We start from the raw sequence: 17739 nt of genomic DNA on the forward strand, positions 1-17739 counted from the left end.
CACCTCCGGTGACGGGCACGGGGCCCGTCACCGGAGGTGCAGGGATCAGCCGCAGGCCTTGGCCGCGTAGGCGGCGGAGGCCTCACCGGTGCGGCCGTCGCCGGATGCCGAGACGATCGCCTCGCCGGCCGGCACCGAGGCCGCGCGGGTGGTGAAGGTGTGGAACACCGTCTTGCCCGGCTGGACGCCCGTGATGGTCCGCTCGCCCCAGGCCGTCTCGAGGGTCACGTCGACCGGCACCGAATCGGTGTTGGTCGCGCGCACCGTGAGCGAGGCCTTCTTGGCGAGGCAGCGCACCTCCGCGGTGGCCGTCACCGCGAGCGGGTCCGGTTCTTCGATGTCCATGACGCGGACGTTGCGGTAGGAGACCGCCTCCCCTGCGCCGTGGTTCTGCAGGCCGATGAAGCCCTGCGAGAGGTCACGAGCGGGGTCGGTGCTGGTGAAGTCGTTCACCAGCGTGCCGTTGAGGAAGATCTTGATGTTCTGCCCCTTCACGACGATCTCGTACGCGTTCCACGACCCCACCGGCTTCAGGGCGCCGGCGACGGCTTCGGGGTTCGCGCCCTGGAACGTGTAGACGGCGCCCGTCGTACGGTCCGCGGCGTCCGTGGCGTCGATCTGGATCTCGTACCCCTGGTTGACCGCGATCCACGGGTCGTTCTTCGGGTCGGGGAACCCGACGAAGACCCCACCGTTGTGGTCGGCCACGAGCTTCCAGTCCAGCTTGAGGCTGTACTCGTTGAGCTCGGCGGCGCGGTGCCACAGCAGGCCCATGCCACCCTCACCACGGATGCTGCAGTCGTTCTGACGGCCGAAACCGCCGGGGCCGGCCATGCGCCACCCATCGAGGCTCGCGAGGGTGCCGTCGAAGAGCGAGCGGTAGCCGTCTTCGATCTCGGCCGGCGCGCAGATGTCCGCGGTGCCGATCGACAGCACATCGACGTTCAGATTGCCCTTCGTGCCGGTGTCGTACTTCAGCGTGATGGTGTTCGCCCCTTCGACGAGGTTCATGTCGCGCGTGATGGTGCGCCACGTCTTCCAGTCGGTGGTGGAGGGGAACTCCCACGGGCCGATCTTCTGGCCGTTGACGTAGAGGTTGACGTCCTTCGCGCCGGGCGCCGGGTTGGGGCCGTTGGCGTAGCGCACGTTCACGGGGTAGGTGCCCGCGGCGTCGACGTCGACGGTGAACTCGAAGGCGGCGCCCGCGTTCCACATTCCGCCGGCGAAGCCCGAGCCCGAGTAGCCGCTGTGCTCCCAGTCGACCTTGGCGCCGCCGGTGAGGCGAGCCTCTTCGGCCTCGTACCATCCGCGGTCGGCGGGCGAGACGTAGCCGGGCAGGGCGTTGAGGGTGTACCACGCCTCGGTGCTCCACAGCTTCTCGCCCGTGGCGGAGGCGAACGGCTGCGGCGAACGCAGGTGCACCACGCGTCCCTGCTTCAGACCGTCGAGCGAGAGGGTGACGGTGCGCCGATCCTCGGAGACGCGGGCATCGGAAACGCTCAGCACCTCTTCGTCGAGCTTCGGACCGCCGTACGTCGACGTGGGCAGGTAACGCCACTGCTGTGCGCGGTAGGCCTCGTCGATGTTCGCGACGGTCTCGTCCGACAGCGGCTGCGTGTAGGTGACCTCGAAGCCGCCCTCGACGACCTTCATCGAGACGATGTCGAAGGTGTTGTTCTGGTTCGGCACGAGCTTCTGCAGACCATACGGCAGCTTGCCGGCCTCGCCCCAGTTGCCGCCCTCACCGGTACCACCGACGTACAGCGACTTGTCGGGGCCCTCGATGACGCGGTTAACACCGACCTCGAAGCCCGCCGAGTGGCGGAACACGGCGCCCTGGAACTCGCCGTCGACCTTCTCGAGGAACGCCCGCTGAAGGCCGCCGTAGGTGACGTCGCCGAACATCATCTGACCGGCGAACGGACCGTTCTCGAGCAGGATCGGCGTGCTCGGAGAGTTGCCGATCTCGTTCTGCGGGATCCAGACGGCCGGCTGGGTCACGGGCTTGTCGTCGAAGGGTCCGGCCGGGTTGGTGAAGTGGTTGAAGAACCGGTCCTGCTCGACGTGGACGAGCTTGGAGCTGGGGAGCCACGCCCCCTGGTTGTCCATGGCGAACAGCTCGTTCTCGGGGCCGAAGGCGATGCCGTTCGGGGTGCGCAGGCCCCCGGCGACGTAGGAGATCTCGCCCGTGGACCGGTTGATCTTGACGGTCGTGCCGCGGTTCGCCGCGGGCTGCGGGTTAGTGGTGGCACCGCCGTTGTCGATCGCGACCGACAGGTTGACGTAGAAGTTCTCGTCGTCGTGGATCAGGCCGAAGGCGAACTCGTGGAAGTTGTTGCCCGACGGATACGAAGCGACTTTGCGCTTGGCGTCGAAGAAGCCGTCGCCGTCGGGGTCGCTGAGCTCGGTCAGCTGGTAGCGCTCGGAGACGTAGATCTTGTCGCCGATGACGTCGATGCCCATGGGGTTCTGGAGGCCGCCGGCGATCTCGACGGCGGTGACGTCTTCGGGCCCGTCCGCGGCTTGGACGTTCTTCAGCAGGAAGATCTGACCGGGGGTGCTGGTGTCCCACCCGCCGGAGTTGACCGATCCGGTCGTGAGGACCGCGAGGTCGCCGGCATCCGTGAAGTCGAGGCCCGCGACCTTCGGGTTGAAGCCCGCGGGCCGCAGGTCCACGAGCGTGTAGTTGGGGTTCACGGCATCCAGTCGAAGACCATCACCGGCGGAATCGCTGCTGCCCTCGCAGTACTTGGTGCCGGGGGCGGTGACGCGCACGACCCCCGCCTCGGTACTGAGCACGCTCGAGGGGATGACCGTGAAGCTCGAGGATCCGGGGGTCTTCCACTCGACCGTCAGCTGCTGTCCGTTGGTGGCCTCGAACATCTCCACGAAGAGGTCGTGGACGCCGACGTCGAGCGTCACGGTGCCCTCGACCGACTCGGGTCCGTGCAGCCCGTCGTTGTCGATGATCTGCGTGCCGTCCAGGGTCAGGCGGGAGCCGTCGTCGCTGGTGAGACGGAACGTGTACTGGCCCGGCTGACTGATGGTGAGGTTGGCCAGCGCGTGAGTGATGAAGTTGTCGGACGCGCCGAACTGCTGGTCGGTGCTCCAGTCGATCGTCGACATGAGTTTGTCGACATTGGGGGTCTGCCCCGACTTGAGCGTGCACAGCTCGGCCAGCGGCGGAGTGGAGTAGGTCCGCAGGGTCACCCCCGGTTCCTGCTGGGGGAGGTCCGCCGGGGTGTTGACGGCGGGGCCGACGGCGGCGCCCGCGGGCAGGACGGCTCCTGTCGCCACGAGCGCGCCGCCGAGGGCGCCGGCCATGAGGATCCTCATGGCTCGGGTGCTGCGCCGGCGCGGGCCGGACAAGACAGCGGGTGTGGGCATCATTGCTCCTTCGGATCGGTGTCGGGAGTCCGACGCCGACCGTGCGGGCAGCCGTCGTCCTCGACCGAGGTCATCGTAGGTGGCTTTTGCCGATTCGTCTACAAAACTTGCTAAACCACAGTTAAGAAAAGCTCTGGAGGACACCATCGGGTGCCCTGGGATGCGAACCAACGCTCAGAACCGACCCTTTAATGGACTCTGGTCTGGTATTTTCTTCCGTCACCACATTAATCAAGAGTCTGTCAACTTTTGCTTGACCGGCGAGGCTGGCAGGGCTACTGTCACATCGAACCCGGAGATCCCGCTCGTGACAGCGCCGCCACGAAGCCCGTGGCAACACGTGGCGCCGTCCGATTCCGGCCTCTCGTTCAGCGGTCGGCCCGTGCCGGCCGTTTCGCACCTCGAGCAGTCGCCGACCGTGGCGACAGCGCCGCCACGGCGTCGCAGAAACGGAGCTTGCCATGATCACGACCACCTCTCGTTCGCGGGGACTCGCCGCGCGGATCGGTATCGCCGCGTTGGGAGTCGGTGCCCTTGCCGTCGCCGGCGCCGGAAGCGCCTTCGCCGCCGACGAGGAGACCATCGACGTGCAGGTCGAGATCGCGCCGGACGCTGAACCCGGCGTCCTCGCCCTGACGGTCGCCTCGGGGAGTGCGACGCTGACCGAAGGAGAAGACGCCGGTACGGACCGCACCTTCACCGGAACCCTTCCCACCGTGACCGTGACCGATACCCGCCTGCCGGAGAACGTCGCCGACGACGCGTTCTGGTACGTGATGGGGGCGATCTCGGACTTCACCGGCGACGCCGGCCAGCCGGACATCGTCTCCGCCGACACTTTCGGCTGGTATCCCTCCATCCTCTCGGGCAACCCCGAGGGCGAGGACCAGCTCGTCGCGCCCGGCGACGACGTCGACCCCGGCACCGGCGGCTTCGTCGACGCCGAGCTGCTCTCCATCGCGGACAGCGCCGACGCAGCAGCCGGCGGCGCCTACTCGGCGACGGCCGACCTGTTGCTGCGCACCCCGGCGACCGTCGCGCCCGGCACCTACGGCGCCACGATCACCCTCACCCTTCTCGAGGGGTGAGCAGACAGCAGGGAGCGCGAATCGTGCCTTCTCCCCGTGAGCGACCTCGCCGCCGCCTGCGAGGGGGTGTCGCCCTCGCCGCCGCCCTCGCCGCCGCGTTCGTCGCCGCACCCGTCTCCGCCACCGCCGCGGAGGACAGCCCCGTGACATGGGCGGTCACCCCGGCGGACGAGAGCGGCCCCGACGGGCGCCGCGTCGTCGATCTGAGCCTCGACCCCGGCGAGAGCGTGATGGAACATCTCGCCGTGCGGAACCTCAGCGAGCGCGAGGCGACGTTCGCCCTCGGCGCTTCCGACGGGTACTACACCGCGACGGGACGATTCACGATGCTCCCGCAGAACGAGAAGTCCGTGGATGCCGGAACCTGGGTGTCGATCGAACCGAGTGTCACCCTCGCCCCCAACGAGACCCGGGTCGTGCCGTTCACCGTCACGGTTCCGGCCAACGCCACCCCCGGCGACCACGCCGCGGGCGTCGCGGCATCCGTTCGATCGGCGGGCACCGACGAGGCCGGCGCGCACGTGGGCGTCGACAGTCGAGTCGGCTACCGATTGTCGGTCCGCGTGACGGGCGATCTGGCACCCGCATTGACGGTGGGCGCCGTCCACGCCGACTATGTGGCCTCGGGGAGCCTGTTCGCCCCGGGTCGCGTCGACGTCTCGTACGAGGTCACCAATTCCGGCAACACCGCGCTCGACGTCGCCGACAGCACCGGCGACTCCCCGTCGGCGCGGGGAACGCTGCTACCCGGCGAGTCGCGACGGGTCGAGGTCGACCCGGTGACGGCCTGGCCGGTGGGACTGGTGTTCCTCGGTCTGGAAGTGATGGCGACGGCGCCGGGCACGAGTCTGTCGGCCGCGCCGGTCGCCCACGAGCTCGTCGTCTGGGCGGTGCCGTGGCTGCACCTGCTCGCCGTCGTCGGCATCGTCCTCCTCCTCGTCGCCGTCTTCGCAGACCGGCGGCGTCGGCGGCGCCGTCTCGACGACCTCCTCCGTCGCGCACGCGAAGAGGGACGACGAGAGTCGGTGGTGGCACCGTGAGCGCCGGAGGGGTCACGCCATTCGGCCGCGTCGAAGGCGAAGGCACCGTCGGCGTCACGGTGGAGATCACGCCACGGGACACCCAGTGCACCGTCGGCTGCGGAGGCGAGTCCCCCGCGACGCCACCGACGTCGCTGCCAGCGACCGGAAGCGAGCCGGTCTCGGCCGTGCTGGCCGGGGCGCTGCTCCTCGCGGGCGCCGTGGCCCTCATGACCGCACGGCTGCGAGACAGGCGCGCATCGCAGGACTAGGAGTCGCCGGCACCACCGGGGGGGCGCTCACGCAAAAACGGGTCCCGTCATCGCACTCATGCGATGGCGGGACCCGTTCCGCGTCTCGGGGGCCAGCGGCGCGCCGAGACCCCCGGGCCGGGCAAGCTCAGGGCGCGGATGTCGGACCGGCGGGTGGGACGGCGGGACCCGAGGAGGGCGGAGGCCCCGGATCGGCGGGCGTCTCGTCAGCCTTCATGGCCTTCATCTCCCCCTTGAACACGCGGGCCGACTGTCCCAGGCTCTGCGCGAGCGCGGGCAGTTTGGCCGCGCCGAAGAGGAGCAGGATGACCGCCAGGACGATCAGCAGGTGCCATCCGGTCAATCCGTGAAGCATGTGCGCCCTCCTTCGGGCGGGCCGGCGTCTGCGCGCGGCGGGTCGGTCGTACAGGGGGATCGGACGCGATGCGCGTCGGTCGTCGGCGATGCTAACCGTCGACGCGTAACAAATACAAGGCTCCAGACTCTTAGTTCTTTCCTGACGGTCTACTGCGCAACTTTTGATTGACGCGTAGACAAACTTGGGTCAGGATGACCACAGAGCGACCGTCCGCCGCAGACCGGCGGGTCGCTCGATCCCCCCACGGCTCGTCGTTCACGCTCACCCCCCGGGCGTCGTCGGCGACCCATCCGGACTCGACGAAGAGCGGAGGAGAACACGCGCGGCTGATCGCCGCCGCAGATGGGCCCGGGTCGCCACGTTCAGCCGTTGAGACCGGCTGGTGACGACCCGGTGAAAACAACTCGAACGCATTCACAGGAGCTGTTTCACGATGAACTCTACTTCTCGGCATCCCGCCGTGCGATCCCGACTGACCGCCGTTTTCACCGCGGTCGCCCTGGGGCTCACCGCCGTCGGCGCCACCTCTCTCCCGGCCGTCGCTCACGACGGCCAGGACCACGGGACCGACCCCGGCGGAGACCACGGCGACCCCACCGATCCCGGAACCCCCGAGCCCGATCCGGGCGACGGGCAGGGCGACCTCGACTGGTCGAACTACGAGCGCGTCCTGCTCACCAAAGATGTGGGCGAGCCCATCGACCTCGCCGTCCTGCCGGACAAGCGCGTGCTGCACACGGCCCGCAACGGCGACGTCCGGCTCACCGATCCCGCCACCGGTGTCACGACCGTCACCAATACGCTCCCCGTGTACCTCAACTCCGAGGACGGCCTGCAGACGGTCGCACTGGACCCCGACTTCGAGAACAACAACTGGGTCTACCTCGTCTACTCGCCGCTCGATGCGGACGGCGACGGTCAGCCCGATACACCCTCGGGAAACGCTCCCAACACGTTGCCCGCGGGCGCGGATGAGTCGTACTGGGATCAGTGGGTCGGCGTGAACCGCCTGTCCCGCTTCCAGTGGACCGGCTCCGAGCTCGACCTCAGCACCGAACAGGCCATCCTCGACGTCGAGGTCCAGCGCGGACAGTGCTGCCACGTCGGCGCGGACATCGGATTCGACGGTGACGGCAACCTGTACCTGAGCACGGGCGACAACACGCCGGCATCCACCCCCGGCGCCAACGGCTTCGCGCCGAACAACGACGCCCCCGGCTTCAACCCCGGGTTCGATGCCCGCCGAGGGGCTGGCAACACCAACGATCTTCGCGGCAAGATCCTTCGCATCCATGTCGAGGACGACGGCTCGTACACGATTCCCGAGGGCAATCTCTTCGCACCGGGAACCGAACTCACCCGTCCCGAGATCTTCGTGATGGGCGTGCGCAACCCGTTCCGCATCGAGGTCGATCCCGTGACGCAGACGCTCTCGTGGGCCGACTACGGTCCGGACGCCACGAAGGCCGTCGCCGAAACGGCGGGCCGCGGCCCCATGGGCCTGGTGGAGTGGAACATCGTGCGCCTCGACGAGCCGCACAACGCCGGCTGGCCGTACGTGCACGCCGACAACTTCGCCTACAACGACTGGGACTTCGCCACCGCGGCCCCGGGGGACTTCTTCGACCCCGAGAACCTCGTGAACGACTCGCGATGGAACACCGGGCTGACAGAGCTGCCGGCGGCACGAGCCGCGACCCTCTACTACGGCGACAACCCGGGCGACCAGCCGTGGGACGAGCTGGTGAACTTCGGCGCCGGCTCCGGCCAGGGCCCCATGGGCGGACCGGTCTACCACTTCGACGAATCGAACCCGTCGGTCACGAAGCTGCCCCGGCACTGGGACGGCAAGGCGTTTATGGGCGAGTTCTCGCAGGACTACATCGCCGCCTTCACGCTGGACTGGGAGAGCCTCGAGGTGACGGCCATCGAGGACTTCCTGCCCAACGCGGCACTCAGCGCCGCCGCGCAGCCGACGCACGACAACCCCATGGACATGGAGATCGGTCCTGACGGGTCGATGTATGTGCTCGACTACGGCGACGGCTTCTTCCGCGCGAACCCCGATGCGGGGCTGTACCGCATCGACTACGTCGCCGGGAACAAGTCGCCCCAGGCGGCCTTCACCGCCACGCCGACCTCGTCGTCGTCCGCTCCCCTCGCGGTCGAGTTCGACGCCTCCGGGTCGATGGACCCCGACGGAGACGCGCTCACGTACGAGTGGGACTTCGACGGCAACGGCACCTTCGACGCCACCGGCGTGGGCGCGTCGTTCACCTACACCGAACTGGGGACCTACACCGCACGGCTGCGGGTGTCCGACCCGGCGGGACGCTTCGGACTGACCTCGCGCACGATCTCGGTGGGGAATCAGGCCCCCGAGGTGACGGTCGAGTTCCCTGAGAACGGCGCGTTCTTCGACTGGGGTCAGGCGATCCCGTTCCAGGTGACGACGACGGATGCCGAGGACGGTGACGCCACGGAATGCTCCCGCGTCGCGTGGACCTACGGTCTCGGTCACGACGAGCACGCGCACCCCGAGGTCTCGGGCACCGGATGCACGGGTGTGTTCCGCACCGACCCGAACTCGCCCGAGCACGGCCCCGGCGCCCTGCTCTACGGCGCGGTCGTGGTGACCTACACCGACGCGGGCGCCAACGGCCTGCCGCCGGCGACGGGCGAGGCGACCGTCCGTCTCAACCCCAAGGAGCAGCAGGCCGAGCACGCCATCCGTCGCGAGGGCGTCGAGTCCTACGCGGATGCCACGGCCTCCGGCGGTAACGCCGTCCGCGGTCTCGCCGAGGGCGACTGGCTCGCCTTCGATCCCGTGAGCTTCGTCGGCATCGATGGGGCCGTCGTCCGCGCCAGCGGCGCCGGTGAGGTGCAGCTGCGCTGGAACGCCACGGACGCCGAACCGTTCGCCACGGCGACGATCCCGGCGGGCGAGGGCTGGCAGGACGTGGAGATCGCGTTCGACGCCCCCGTGGGTACGGGCGCACTGTACGTGACCTCGGGCGACGACCTGGCTCTGGACTCGCTGACCATGGTCGGCGACGGCGTGGGCGACGTGACGCCGCCGACGGTGGCGCACACCCTGAACCCCGCCACCCCCACGGGCGTGGACGGCGTGTTCAACGAGCCGGTCCGTTTCTCGGTGCAGGCCACCGACGACGGCACTCTCGCCAGCGTTCAATACTCGCGCGACAACGGCGAGACCTGGACGAACCTCGCCGCGAACGAGCAGTACGGCGTGACGTTCTCCGAGAACGGCACGTACGACCTCCGCTACCGCGCCACCGACACCGGAGGCAACGTCTCCGAGCTGGGATCGGTCGCCTTCACCGTCGACCTCGACGCGCCGAACGAGCCCACCGTTCCCACGCGCACGCTCGTGACGCTCGACTCCCCGCGCGCCACCTACGGCGCCCCGGGCGAGGTCACGGTCTCCGTCCGCGGGGAGGACGGGGTTCCCACCGGCGAGGTCGTGCTCACGGTGGGTGAGCGGGAGCTCGGACGCGCGACGGTGGACGCCGACGGCAGCGCCGTCATCGCCCTCCCGGTCGATCTGCCGGTCGGCACGCACACCTTGCGGGCCACGTACACCACCGATGGAACCTTCATCGGATCGGCCGGTATCGGACGCCTCACGGTGTCCCCCGCGCGGTCGACCACGTCGGTCGCCGTGTCGCCCGACCCGGTCAAGCCCGCGGTGGCCGCGACCGCCACGGTGACGGTGACATCTTCGACGGGCGTCTCCCCGACCGGAGACGTCACGGTGACGCTGCGTCGCAACAACGCGGTCGTCGCCACCCTGACCGGCACGCTCGACGCGGACGGCACCGTCGCGGTGACGCTGCCCAAGCTCAGCACCACGGGCCGCTACCAGGTGCAGGCGGCTTACGTCGGATCCACCGGCGTGGCCAAGAGCAGCGCGATCACGAGCTTGACGGTCACGCGTTAATCCCCCCGGCGGGGGCTGCGCCTCGGCGCGGCCCCCGCTCCTCCGGCCGTCCCGGGCCCACCGGGCGGACCCACCTCGAAGGAGAGTCATGAGTCACCACCACGACCACGCGCACCCGACGGTGTCGGCGAAACCGATGAGCCGACGGACGCTCTTGAAAGCCCTCGCCGCCTCGTCGGTCGCCATCGGCATCGGCGCCGCGGCAGGACCGGCGGCTGCGGCGACCACGGGCCTCGGCGCACGCGCCGCCGCACCCGGTGTCGGCACCGGCAAGCGGCTCGTTCCCGTCAACCGCATCGGCATCCAGCTCTACACGATCCGCGACAAGGTCAGCTCGCTGGGCTTCCGCGCGGTGTTCGAAGAGCTGGCGAGCATCGGCTACTCGGAGATCGAGTTCGCCGGATACACGCAGGGCCAGGTCGGCGCCATCACGCCGCAGCAGATCCGGCAACTGCTCGACGACAACGGCCTGCGCGCCGCCGGCTCGCACGTCAACCTCACACCGGAGAACATCGACCAACAGCTCGAGATCGCGCACATCCTCGGCACCCCCCACCTGGGGCAGGGAGGACCGATCGCGGGCGGTTACGGCGGGCCCATCGCGCGCGACGCCTGGGTGTCGGCGATCGAGGTGTGGAACCAGATGGGAGCGAAAGCCAAGGCATCCGGGATCAAGCTCTACTCGCACAACCACGCCCAGGAGTTCGGCTTCACCACCGATACGCAGGAGCGCGTCTACGACCTGCTGTGGGAGGGCTTCGACCGCGAGCTGGTGTTCTTCGAGATGGACGTGTACTGGGCCCACGTCGGCAAGCACCTGTACCCCGGGTTCGAGCCGATCGACTACATCACCCGTGACCCGCGACGCTTCCCGATCCTGCACCTCAAGGACGGAAAGGTGAACCCGGAGAGCGCCAACGGCTACGACATCATCGAGTTCGGCGCGGGCGACATCGACTACACCGCGTTCCTTTCGCAGCTGCGCGATCGCGGCCAGCGCTACGGCATGTTCGAGCAGGACAACGCCGCCACCTCGGCCGTCGGCGGCAACCCGCTGAACTCGCTCGGCAACGCCGACCGCAGCTACGACCGGATCGCCGCTCTGCGCGGCTGAGACCAGGAAGAAGAGATGAACAGACTCAGCAAACTCAGCACGGTCGGCCTTCTCGTCGTCGGGGGCAGCGTCGTCGCCGTTCCCGCGTACGCGGCCGACCTGTCCTGCACCGAAGACCTGGGGAGCCAGACCGTCTCCGGCTCGCTCGTCGTCCCCGGCGGCGCCGACTGCGTCCTGGGCGGCGCCACCGTCGAGGGCGACATCATCATCGAACCGGGCGGCTGGCTGGATGCCACGTCGGTCACCGTGACCGGGGATGTCATCGCCACCGACGCGTACGGGGTGTCGCTGGACGGCACCAGCGTCGCGGGCGACATCAGCGCCTACTCGGCCGACACCACCGTCGGCTTCCTCTACGTCACGGACCTGCGCGTCGGTGGCTCGGTGGAGGCGGGCGGCATCGACGTCGAGGTGACCGACAGCGCGATCAGCGGCTCCCTGCTCACGCAGCAGGCGAACTACGTCGACCTCGTCCGCACGTCGGTCGACGGCGACGTGTCGGTCGACGGCTCGGGGTGGGGGGTGTCCCTGACCGGAGCCATCGTCAAGGGCGATGTCGCCGTGAGCAACAGCGCACGCGACGTGCTCGTGGGCGCCACCGCCGACGGGGAGGCCGACGCCTTCGCCAACACCATCGGCGGCGGCCTGTCCATGACCGGCAACAACGCCAACCTGCGGGTCGCGGCCACCACCGTGTACGGGGCGCTGACGCTGGACGGCAACTCCCCCGTCGCGGCACTCGGCGGCGGGGTACGCGCAGGATCGACGACCGGGGACTACACCGGCGACGAACCCGCAGCGCCCCCGGCGGGCGACCAGTCCATCGCCGTGACCGTCCCCGATCAGGGCTCGGGCGAGCTCACATGGTCGATCGAGGGCACATCGGCGCTCGTCGATCTGGGTGTGGCGTCGGAGGAGCTCGACCACTACCACGCCTCCGGCGAGATCGTCCCGATCCGCATCCAGGACACCCGCGCCGGCAACCCCGGGTGGTCGCTGACCGCCCAGGTGTCGGACTTCCTCGCCGGTGGCGAGGCGGTCTCGAGCAAATACCTCGGCTGGACGCCCGAGGTGCTCGAGACGGCGGGCGGCGCTGTCGCCGGTGCGCCGGTCGCCTCGGGCTTCGACGAGGGCCAGGGACTGTCGATCGCCCGCACCCTCGCCCAGGCCAACGACGGCCACGAGCGGGGATCCTCGCTCGTGGGCGCCGACCTGGATCTCAAGCTCCCGCTCGAGACCCCCCGCGGCACCTACACCGCGACCGTGACGCTGACCGCCCTCAGCTGACGTTCCGCCCGCCGGGGCCGTGGCATCACCCCCACGGTCCCGGCGGATCCCCTCGACCGAAAGCCTCCGCCCATGTCCCCGGCGATCCCGTCCCCCTCACCCCGTCATCCTCGCGGCGCCTTGCGTGCCCTCGTCCCGGTCATCCTCGGCCTCGCTCTCGCTCTGGCGCTCCCCGCCGGAGCCCAGGCCGCGAGCGCTCCCGCTCCCGACACCACGGTCACGTGGAGCGTGAAGCCCGCCGACACCGCGCAGGGCAGCGACCGCCCCAACTACGCGTACGAGCTCACCCCCGGCGGCACCGTCGGCGACGCGCTGTCCGTGACCAACCGCAGCCCGGCGCCGATCACCCTGCGCGTTTACGCCGCGGACGGTTTCCTCACCCCCGACGGCGCGCTCGACATCCTCGCCGGCGGCGAGGAATCCACCGAGCTCGGCAGCTGGGTCGACATCGACAGTCCGCAGATCACCCTCGACAGCGGCGCGAGCACCGATGTGCCCTTCCGCATCGCTGTTCCCGCCGACGCGCCGCCCGGCGACTACGCGGCAGGGGTCGTGGCATCCATGCTCGTCACCGCCGACACGGGGACGGTCACCGAGCGTCGCCTCGGTTCGCGCGTGCACGTGCGCGTGCTCGGAGACATCGCACCCGCCCTGACGCTGACGGACGTCGCGGTCGATTACCGCGGCGGCCTGAACCCCGTCGAGGCGGGCTCGGCCGTGGTGACCTACACCGTGGCGAACACCGGCAACGCGCGACTCGACCCGGGCGTCGAGGTCGCGCTGGGTGGACCGTTCGGCTGGGCGACCGTCTCGACGAGCGACGACGTGCCCGAGCTGCTTCCGGGCAGTCGCCTGGAACGCACCGTCGAGGTCGCCGGTGTGGCCCCGCTCGGTCTGCTCACGGCCGATGTGACCGCAACTTCGCAGGTCGTCTCGCGTACCCTGACCGGAACCGAGCCATCGACGTTCGACCCGCTGGTGACGGTCGGCTCCGCAGCCACCGCAGCGATGCCATGGACGACGCTGGCGATCGTCGCGCTGGTGGCGGCCCTCGTGGCCTGGCGGATCGTCGCCGCCCGACGGCGGCGCGCGGCGCACGCGCGCGAGATCGCCGCCGCCGTCGCCGCGGCCACAGCCGACCGTGACGCGTCCGGCTTCCCCACCGATACGTCCCGATCCCCCGCCGAAGCATCGACGGACACGACCGACGCCGCCGCCGAACCCGAGCCGGCCGCGCCGCGGTCGCCGTGAGACCGCTCGCGGCGCGCGGAGGGACACTGCGCGCCGCGAGCTACACCCGATGCCCGTCGCGCCCCGCGCGGCGGGCATCGTCGTGAGCGCAACGAATCTCCGCCCCCGGCGGGGGCGGCGACCCTGTGTGACTCAGACCCGCAGGAAGCCCGTGCTCAACGACTCCGGCGACAGGGCGTGCTCGACGGCGAGCATGCTCGCGCCGATCACACCGGCCTTCTCGGCCGTGAGCGACTGCACGATGGAGAGGTATTCGGTGGCCAGCGGCGTGGAGCGCGTGTACACGACCTCGCGAACACCCGCGATCAAGTGCTCGCCCACGCGCGCCATCGACCCGCCGATCGCGATCACCGAAGGGTTCATGAGGCTCACGCAGGTCGTGAGGACGTCCCCGATGTCACGGCCGGCCTGGCGGACGGCCTGGATCGCGTCGATGTTGCCGCGCTTGACGAGGTCGACCACGTCCGAGCCGGTGTGGGCCTCGATGCCGTCGCGTCGCAGAGCCCGGGCGATGGCGGGACCGGATGCCAACGCCTCGAGGCACCCACGATTACCGCACTGGCACGGGATGTCGACTCCGCGAGCGACCTGGACGTGCCCGATGTCGCCGGCGATGCCCTGCGCACCGCGCTGGAGCTCACCACCGGAGATGATGCCCGTGCCGATACCCGTGGCCACCTTGACGAACATGAAGTGGTCGATGCTGGGCCACGCGATGCTCCGCTCGCCGAGCGCCATGATGTTGACGTCGTTGTCGACGAGCACAGGGACCGGCATGTGCTGGTAGATCCAGCCGGGGATGTCGAAACGGTCCCAACCGGGCATGATCGGGGGATTCACCGGCTGACCGGTGGAGTGCTCGACCGGTCCGGGGACACCGATGCCCATGGCCGCGACGTCCGACACCGATCGGCCGGACGCCGAGAGCAGTTCCGTGGCCCCGTCGACGAGCCAGCTGAGCACCGGTTCGGGGCCGAGGGCGATGTCGAGCTCGCCGGTCTTCTCGTTCAGGACTTTTCCCGTGAGGTCGGCGACGGCGACCGTGGCGTGGGAGGCGCCGATGTCGACGGCGATGACCACTTTGGCGGCAGGGTTGATCGCGAACTGCGAGGGCGGCCGACCTCCCGTGGAGACCGCGTCGGCCACCGGGGTGATGAGCCCCATGCGCATCAATTCGTCGACACGGACGGCGACCGTCGAACGAGCCAGGCCCGTCGACTTGGCCAGCTCGGCCCGGGTGCGCGGGACCCCGTCGCGGAGCAGCTGGAACAGCTGGCTCACGCCGGTCACCGGCTGCGCAGAATCCGTGGTCATTCTCTTCACACCCTCAGTACACCACTAGCTCGTCTGTGTGCGGTTCACGCACCGACGGCGACCACGCGGAACCCCGCGGCCGCCGTCGGCGTTCATGTCCGTCAGTTACGTCCGGGCGAGCGCGCGAAGCGCTGCTGCAGCAGAACGGCGACGACGATGATGACGCCCTTCGCCACCGCTTGGAAGGACGACGACAGGTTGTTCTGGACGAACACGTTCGACAGGGTCGAGAAGATCAGCACACCGAACACCGTTCCGGTGACGGTGCCTCGCCCGCCCACGAGCAGCGTTCCGCCGACGACGACGGCCGCGATCACGTCGAGCTCCAGCAGGAGACCGTGCGTCGAGGTTCCGGCGGTGGTTCGCCCGAGGAACATGATCGCGGCGATGCCGGATGCCAGACCCGTCAAGCCGTAGAGCCACATCGTGTGTCGCCGCACGTTGATGCCGGCCAGTCGCGCCGCTTCGCGGTTGCCACCGATGGCGACCGTCCGGCGACCGAACGTGGTGCGGTTGAGCAGGACCCATCCCAGCGCCGCGACGATCGCGAAGATCCAGATGAGGATGTCGATACCGAGGAAGTCGGCGTTCATCACGGTGACGAAGCCGCGGTCCTCCACCACGAGGGTGCGACGATCCGCGAGGATCTCGGCGAGACCGCGGGCACCGACGAGCATGGCCAGCGTCGCCATGAAGGCCACGACGTTGCCGTAGGCGATCACGAGACCGTTGATGAGCCCCGCGCCCACGCCCACCAGGAGGGCGATGACGACCATCACGCTCCAGTGCAGAGAATCGGCGAGGTCCTGGACGGCCGCCAAGGTGGCGGCCACCGAGGCGAGACCGACGACGGAACCGACCGAGAGGTCGATCCCCCCGGCGATGATCACGAAGGTCATGGCGATGGCGACGACACCGGTCGTCGAGGCGAGCCTCAGGATGACGAGGACGTTGTCGAGGCTCGTAAAGGATCCCGGCGCCGTGACGGCGCCGACGATCACGATCAGCAACAGCGCGACGACGAGGCCGAGATTGCGTCCGGCGGGGCCGGAGAGGAGGCGGCGCCACGCGGGCGTGGCCGTCGTGACAGGCGCGGTGCCGGTCTCGGTCGGCACGGTCCGCGCACGGGTCGGGGTGGTCGGCTCGCTCACGCGGCGGATCCTTTCATAACGAGGTCGAGCACGCCGTGCTCGTCGATCTGGTGGGAGGGAAGCGTGCGGAGGACACGGCCGTCGGCGACGACGAGGACGATGTCGGCGAGGCCGAGCACCTCCTCGATCTCGCTCGAGACCACGACCACGGCGTTACCGGCCGCGGCCAGGCGACGGATCAGGGCATAGATTTCGGCACGTGCGCCGACGTCGACGCCGCGCGTGGGCTCGTCCAGCAGAAGCACGCTCGTGCCGTGGATGAGCCAGCGCGCGAGGAGGATCTTCTGCTGGTTGCCGCCGGAGAGGGTGCGGGCGGCGCGGTCGGGATCGGCGGGGCGGAGTTCTAACGCCTCGATCTGCTCGGCCGCGACACGGCGCGCGCCCTTGTCGTCGAGGAAACCACCGCGCGCGAAGCGCGACATCGAGGCAAGGGTGGCGTTGACGTAGATCGGCTCGTCGAGGACGAGGCCCTGGCTCTTACGCTCCTCGGGCGACAGCCCCACCCCCGCGCGAACAGCAGCGGTGACCGAGCCCCGAGGGAGTACCCGGTCGCGAACGCGCACTCTTCCGGCGGTGGCCCGGCGGGCGCCGTAGACGGTTTCGAGGATTTCGGAGCGACCGGAGCCGACGAGTCCCGCAAGTCCGACCACCTCGCCGGCGCGAACACGGAACGAGACGTCGGAGAAGACGCCGTCCAGAGCAAGATCCTCGACATCGAGGATCACCGGGGCATCGGAGGCAACCGGCGACCGCTCGGGGAACACGTTGCTGACGTCACGGCCCGTCATGAGCCGGATGAGTTCCGCCGTGGGGGTGTCGGAGGCGGGGAGCCCGACCGCGGTGGTACGCCCGTCCTTCAGAACGGTGATGCGGTCTCCGATCTCTCGGATCTCCTCCAGACGGTGGGTGATGTAGACCACGGCGATCCCCGCGGCCGTGAGCTCGCGCACGACGGCGAAGAGGTTCTTCACCTCCTCGCTGTCGAGGACGGCGGAGGGCTCGTCCATGATGATCAGCTTGATGTCGTGTGAGAGCGCGCGTGCCATGCTGACGATCTCTTTGTTCGCAGCGCTGAGCGTCCCCACCTCGGTGTGCGGGGACAGGCTGGCATGCCCGAGGCGTCGGAGCAGCTCGGTTGTGCGCCGTGCGGCCTCGGAGCGCTTCGTGAAGCCGCCGCTGGCCAGTTCGTGGCCGAGGAAGATGTTCTCGGCGATCGTGAGCCCGTCGACGACGTCGAGCTCTTGGTACATGGTGGCGATGCCCAACTCGATGGCGGCCTGCGGCGTGGGGATTTCGACGGCCTCTCCGAGCCACGAGATCTGTCCGCCGTCCGGGCGGTGAACACCGGCGAGGGTCTTGATGAGCGTGGACTTCCCCGCTCCGTTCTGACCGAGCACGCAGTGCACCTCGCCGGCGCGGACCTCCAGATCAACGCCGCGGAGGGCGCGCACGCCGGCGAACGACTTCGTCACGCCGCGAACGTCGAGTAATGACGATGGATGGTCAACTTTGATCACCGGCCGAACATAACACGCCC

At 69.5% G+C, this 17739-nt stretch carries 12 protein-coding genes; 7 read left to right on the forward strand and 5 right to left on the reverse strand.

The window, feature by feature from the left end; genetic code table 11:
* Positions 1-45: 45 nt before the first annotated feature.
* Positions 46-3324, reverse strand: a complete 3279-nt coding sequence (locus tag MHY30_RS09625) for a family 16 glycoside hydrolase (RefSeq protein ID WP_239276697.1) — start codon at positions 3322-3324, stop codon at positions 46-48.
* Between the two features lie 524 nt (positions 3325-3848).
* Here MHY30_RS09625 and MHY30_RS09630 point away from each other — a divergent pair.
* Genes MHY30_RS09630 through MHY30_RS09640 form a run of 3 tightly spaced genes read left to right on the forward strand, consistent with a single transcriptional unit; the run spans position 3849 to position 5766 of the window.
* The gene (locus MHY30_RS09630; RefSeq protein ID WP_239276699.1) at positions 3849-4475 is read left to right on the forward strand and encodes a hypothetical protein; all 627 of its coding nucleotides are present in this window, start codon (positions 3849-3851) and stop codon (positions 4473-4475) included.
* A gap of 23 nt (positions 4476-4498) precedes the next feature.
* Positions 4499-5515 carry a WxL protein peptidoglycan domain-containing protein gene (locus MHY30_RS09635; RefSeq protein WP_239276700.1) on the forward strand — a complete coding sequence of 339 codons (1017 nt, stop codon included), beginning with the start codon at positions 4499-4501 and terminating at the stop codon, positions 5513-5515.
* Entirely contained in the window at positions 5512-5766 is a 255-nt protein-coding gene (locus MHY30_RS09640) for an LPXTG cell wall anchor domain-containing protein (protein WP_239276701.1), read from the forward strand. The genes MHY30_RS09635 and MHY30_RS09640 overlap by 4 nt, the downstream gene beginning before the upstream one ends.
* 127 nt (positions 5767-5893) lie before the next feature.
* Here MHY30_RS09640 and tatA read toward each other — a convergent pair whose 3' ends face one another.
* The gene (gene tatA / locus MHY30_RS09645; protein ID WP_239276702.1) at positions 5894-6121 is read right to left on the reverse strand and encodes a twin-arginine translocase TatA/TatE family subunit; all 228 of its coding nucleotides are present in this window, start codon (positions 6119-6121) and stop codon (positions 5894-5896) included.
* A gap of 436 nt (positions 6122-6557) precedes the next feature.
* On the opposite strand from tatA, the gene MHY30_RS09650 reads away from it, so the two are divergent.
* The 4 genes from MHY30_RS09650 to MHY30_RS09665 all read left to right on the forward strand — a co-directional run bounded on the left by MHY30_RS09650 (position 6558) and on the right by MHY30_RS09665 (position 13737).
* On the forward strand, positions 6558-10085 hold the full coding sequence (locus tag MHY30_RS09650) for a PQQ-dependent sugar dehydrogenase (protein WP_239276704.1): 3528 nt from the start codon (positions 6558-6560) through the stop codon (positions 10083-10085).
* Between the two features lie 88 nt (positions 10086-10173).
* Positions 10174-11199: a sugar phosphate isomerase/epimerase gene (locus MHY30_RS09655; protein ID WP_239276706.1), complete on the forward strand. Its 1026-nt coding sequence runs from the start codon at positions 10174-10176 to the stop codon at positions 11197-11199.
* A gap of 15 nt (positions 11200-11214) precedes the next feature.
* Positions 11215-12486: a hypothetical protein gene (locus MHY30_RS09660; protein WP_239276707.1), complete on the forward strand. Its 1272-nt coding sequence runs from the start codon at positions 11215-11217 to the stop codon at positions 12484-12486.
* A 72-nt stretch (positions 12487-12558) separates the two neighbouring features.
* Positions 12559-13737: a DUF916 domain-containing protein gene (locus MHY30_RS09665; protein WP_239276708.1), complete on the forward strand. Its 1179-nt coding sequence runs from the start codon at positions 12559-12561 to the stop codon at positions 13735-13737.
* A 132-nt stretch (positions 13738-13869) separates the two neighbouring features.
* On the opposite strand, the gene MHY30_RS09670 is transcribed toward MHY30_RS09665, so the two are convergent.
* From MHY30_RS09670 to MHY30_RS09680, 3 genes are all read right to left on the reverse strand, one after another.
* Entirely contained in the window at positions 13870-15051 is a 1182-nt protein-coding gene (locus tag MHY30_RS09670; protein ID WP_239276709.1) for an ROK family transcriptional regulator, read from the reverse strand.
* 101 nt (positions 15052-15152) lie between these two features.
* The gene (locus MHY30_RS09675; protein WP_374204601.1) at positions 15153-16202 is read right to left on the reverse strand and encodes an ABC transporter permease; all 1050 of its coding nucleotides are present in this window, start codon (positions 16200-16202) and stop codon (positions 15153-15155) included.
* Positions 16199-17674 carry a sugar ABC transporter ATP-binding protein gene (locus MHY30_RS09680; RefSeq protein WP_239276710.1) on the reverse strand — a complete coding sequence of 492 codons (1476 nt, stop codon included), beginning with the start codon at positions 17672-17674 and terminating at the stop codon, positions 16199-16201. The genes MHY30_RS09675 and MHY30_RS09680 overlap by 4 nt, the downstream gene beginning before the upstream one ends.
* Positions 17675-17739 lie beyond the last annotated feature (65 nt).

It is taken from the genome of Microbacterium sp. ACRRU (assembly GCF_022346945.1).
Lineage (GTDB): Bacteria > Actinomycetota > Actinomycetes > Actinomycetales > Microbacteriaceae > Microbacterium > Microbacterium mcarthurae.

Bases quoted from the DNA above. Each gene is read 5' to 3' on its own strand.
- MHY30_RS09670 (WP_239276709.1), bottom strand. From the start codon at position 15,051: ATGACCACGGATTCTGCGCAGCCGGTGACCGGCGTGAGCCAGCTGTTC.
- MHY30_RS09650 (WP_239276704.1), top strand. From the start codon at position 6,558: ATGAACTCTACTTCTCGGCATCCCGCCGTGCGATCCCGACTGACCGCC.
- MHY30_RS09665 (WP_239276708.1), top strand. From the start codon at position 12,559: ATGTCCCCGGCGATCCCGTCCCCCTCACCCCGTCATCCTCGCGGCGCC.
- tatA (WP_239276702.1), bottom strand. From the start codon at position 6,121: ATGCTTCACGGATTGACCGGATGGCACCTGCTGATCGTCCTGGCGGTC.
- MHY30_RS09625 (WP_239276697.1), bottom strand. From the start codon at position 3,324: ATGGCCGGCGCCCTCGGCGGCGCGCTCGTGGCGACAGGAGCCGTCCTG.
- MHY30_RS09655 (WP_239276706.1), top strand. From the start codon at position 10,174: ATGAGTCACCACCACGACCACGCGCACCCGACGGTGTCGGCGAAACCG.
- MHY30_RS09660 (WP_239276707.1), top strand. From the start codon at position 11,215: ATGAACAGACTCAGCAAACTCAGCACGGTCGGCCTTCTCGTCGTCGGG.
- MHY30_RS09630 (WP_239276699.1), top strand. From the start codon at position 3,849: ATGATCACGACCACCTCTCGTTCGCGGGGACTCGCCGCGCGGATCGGT.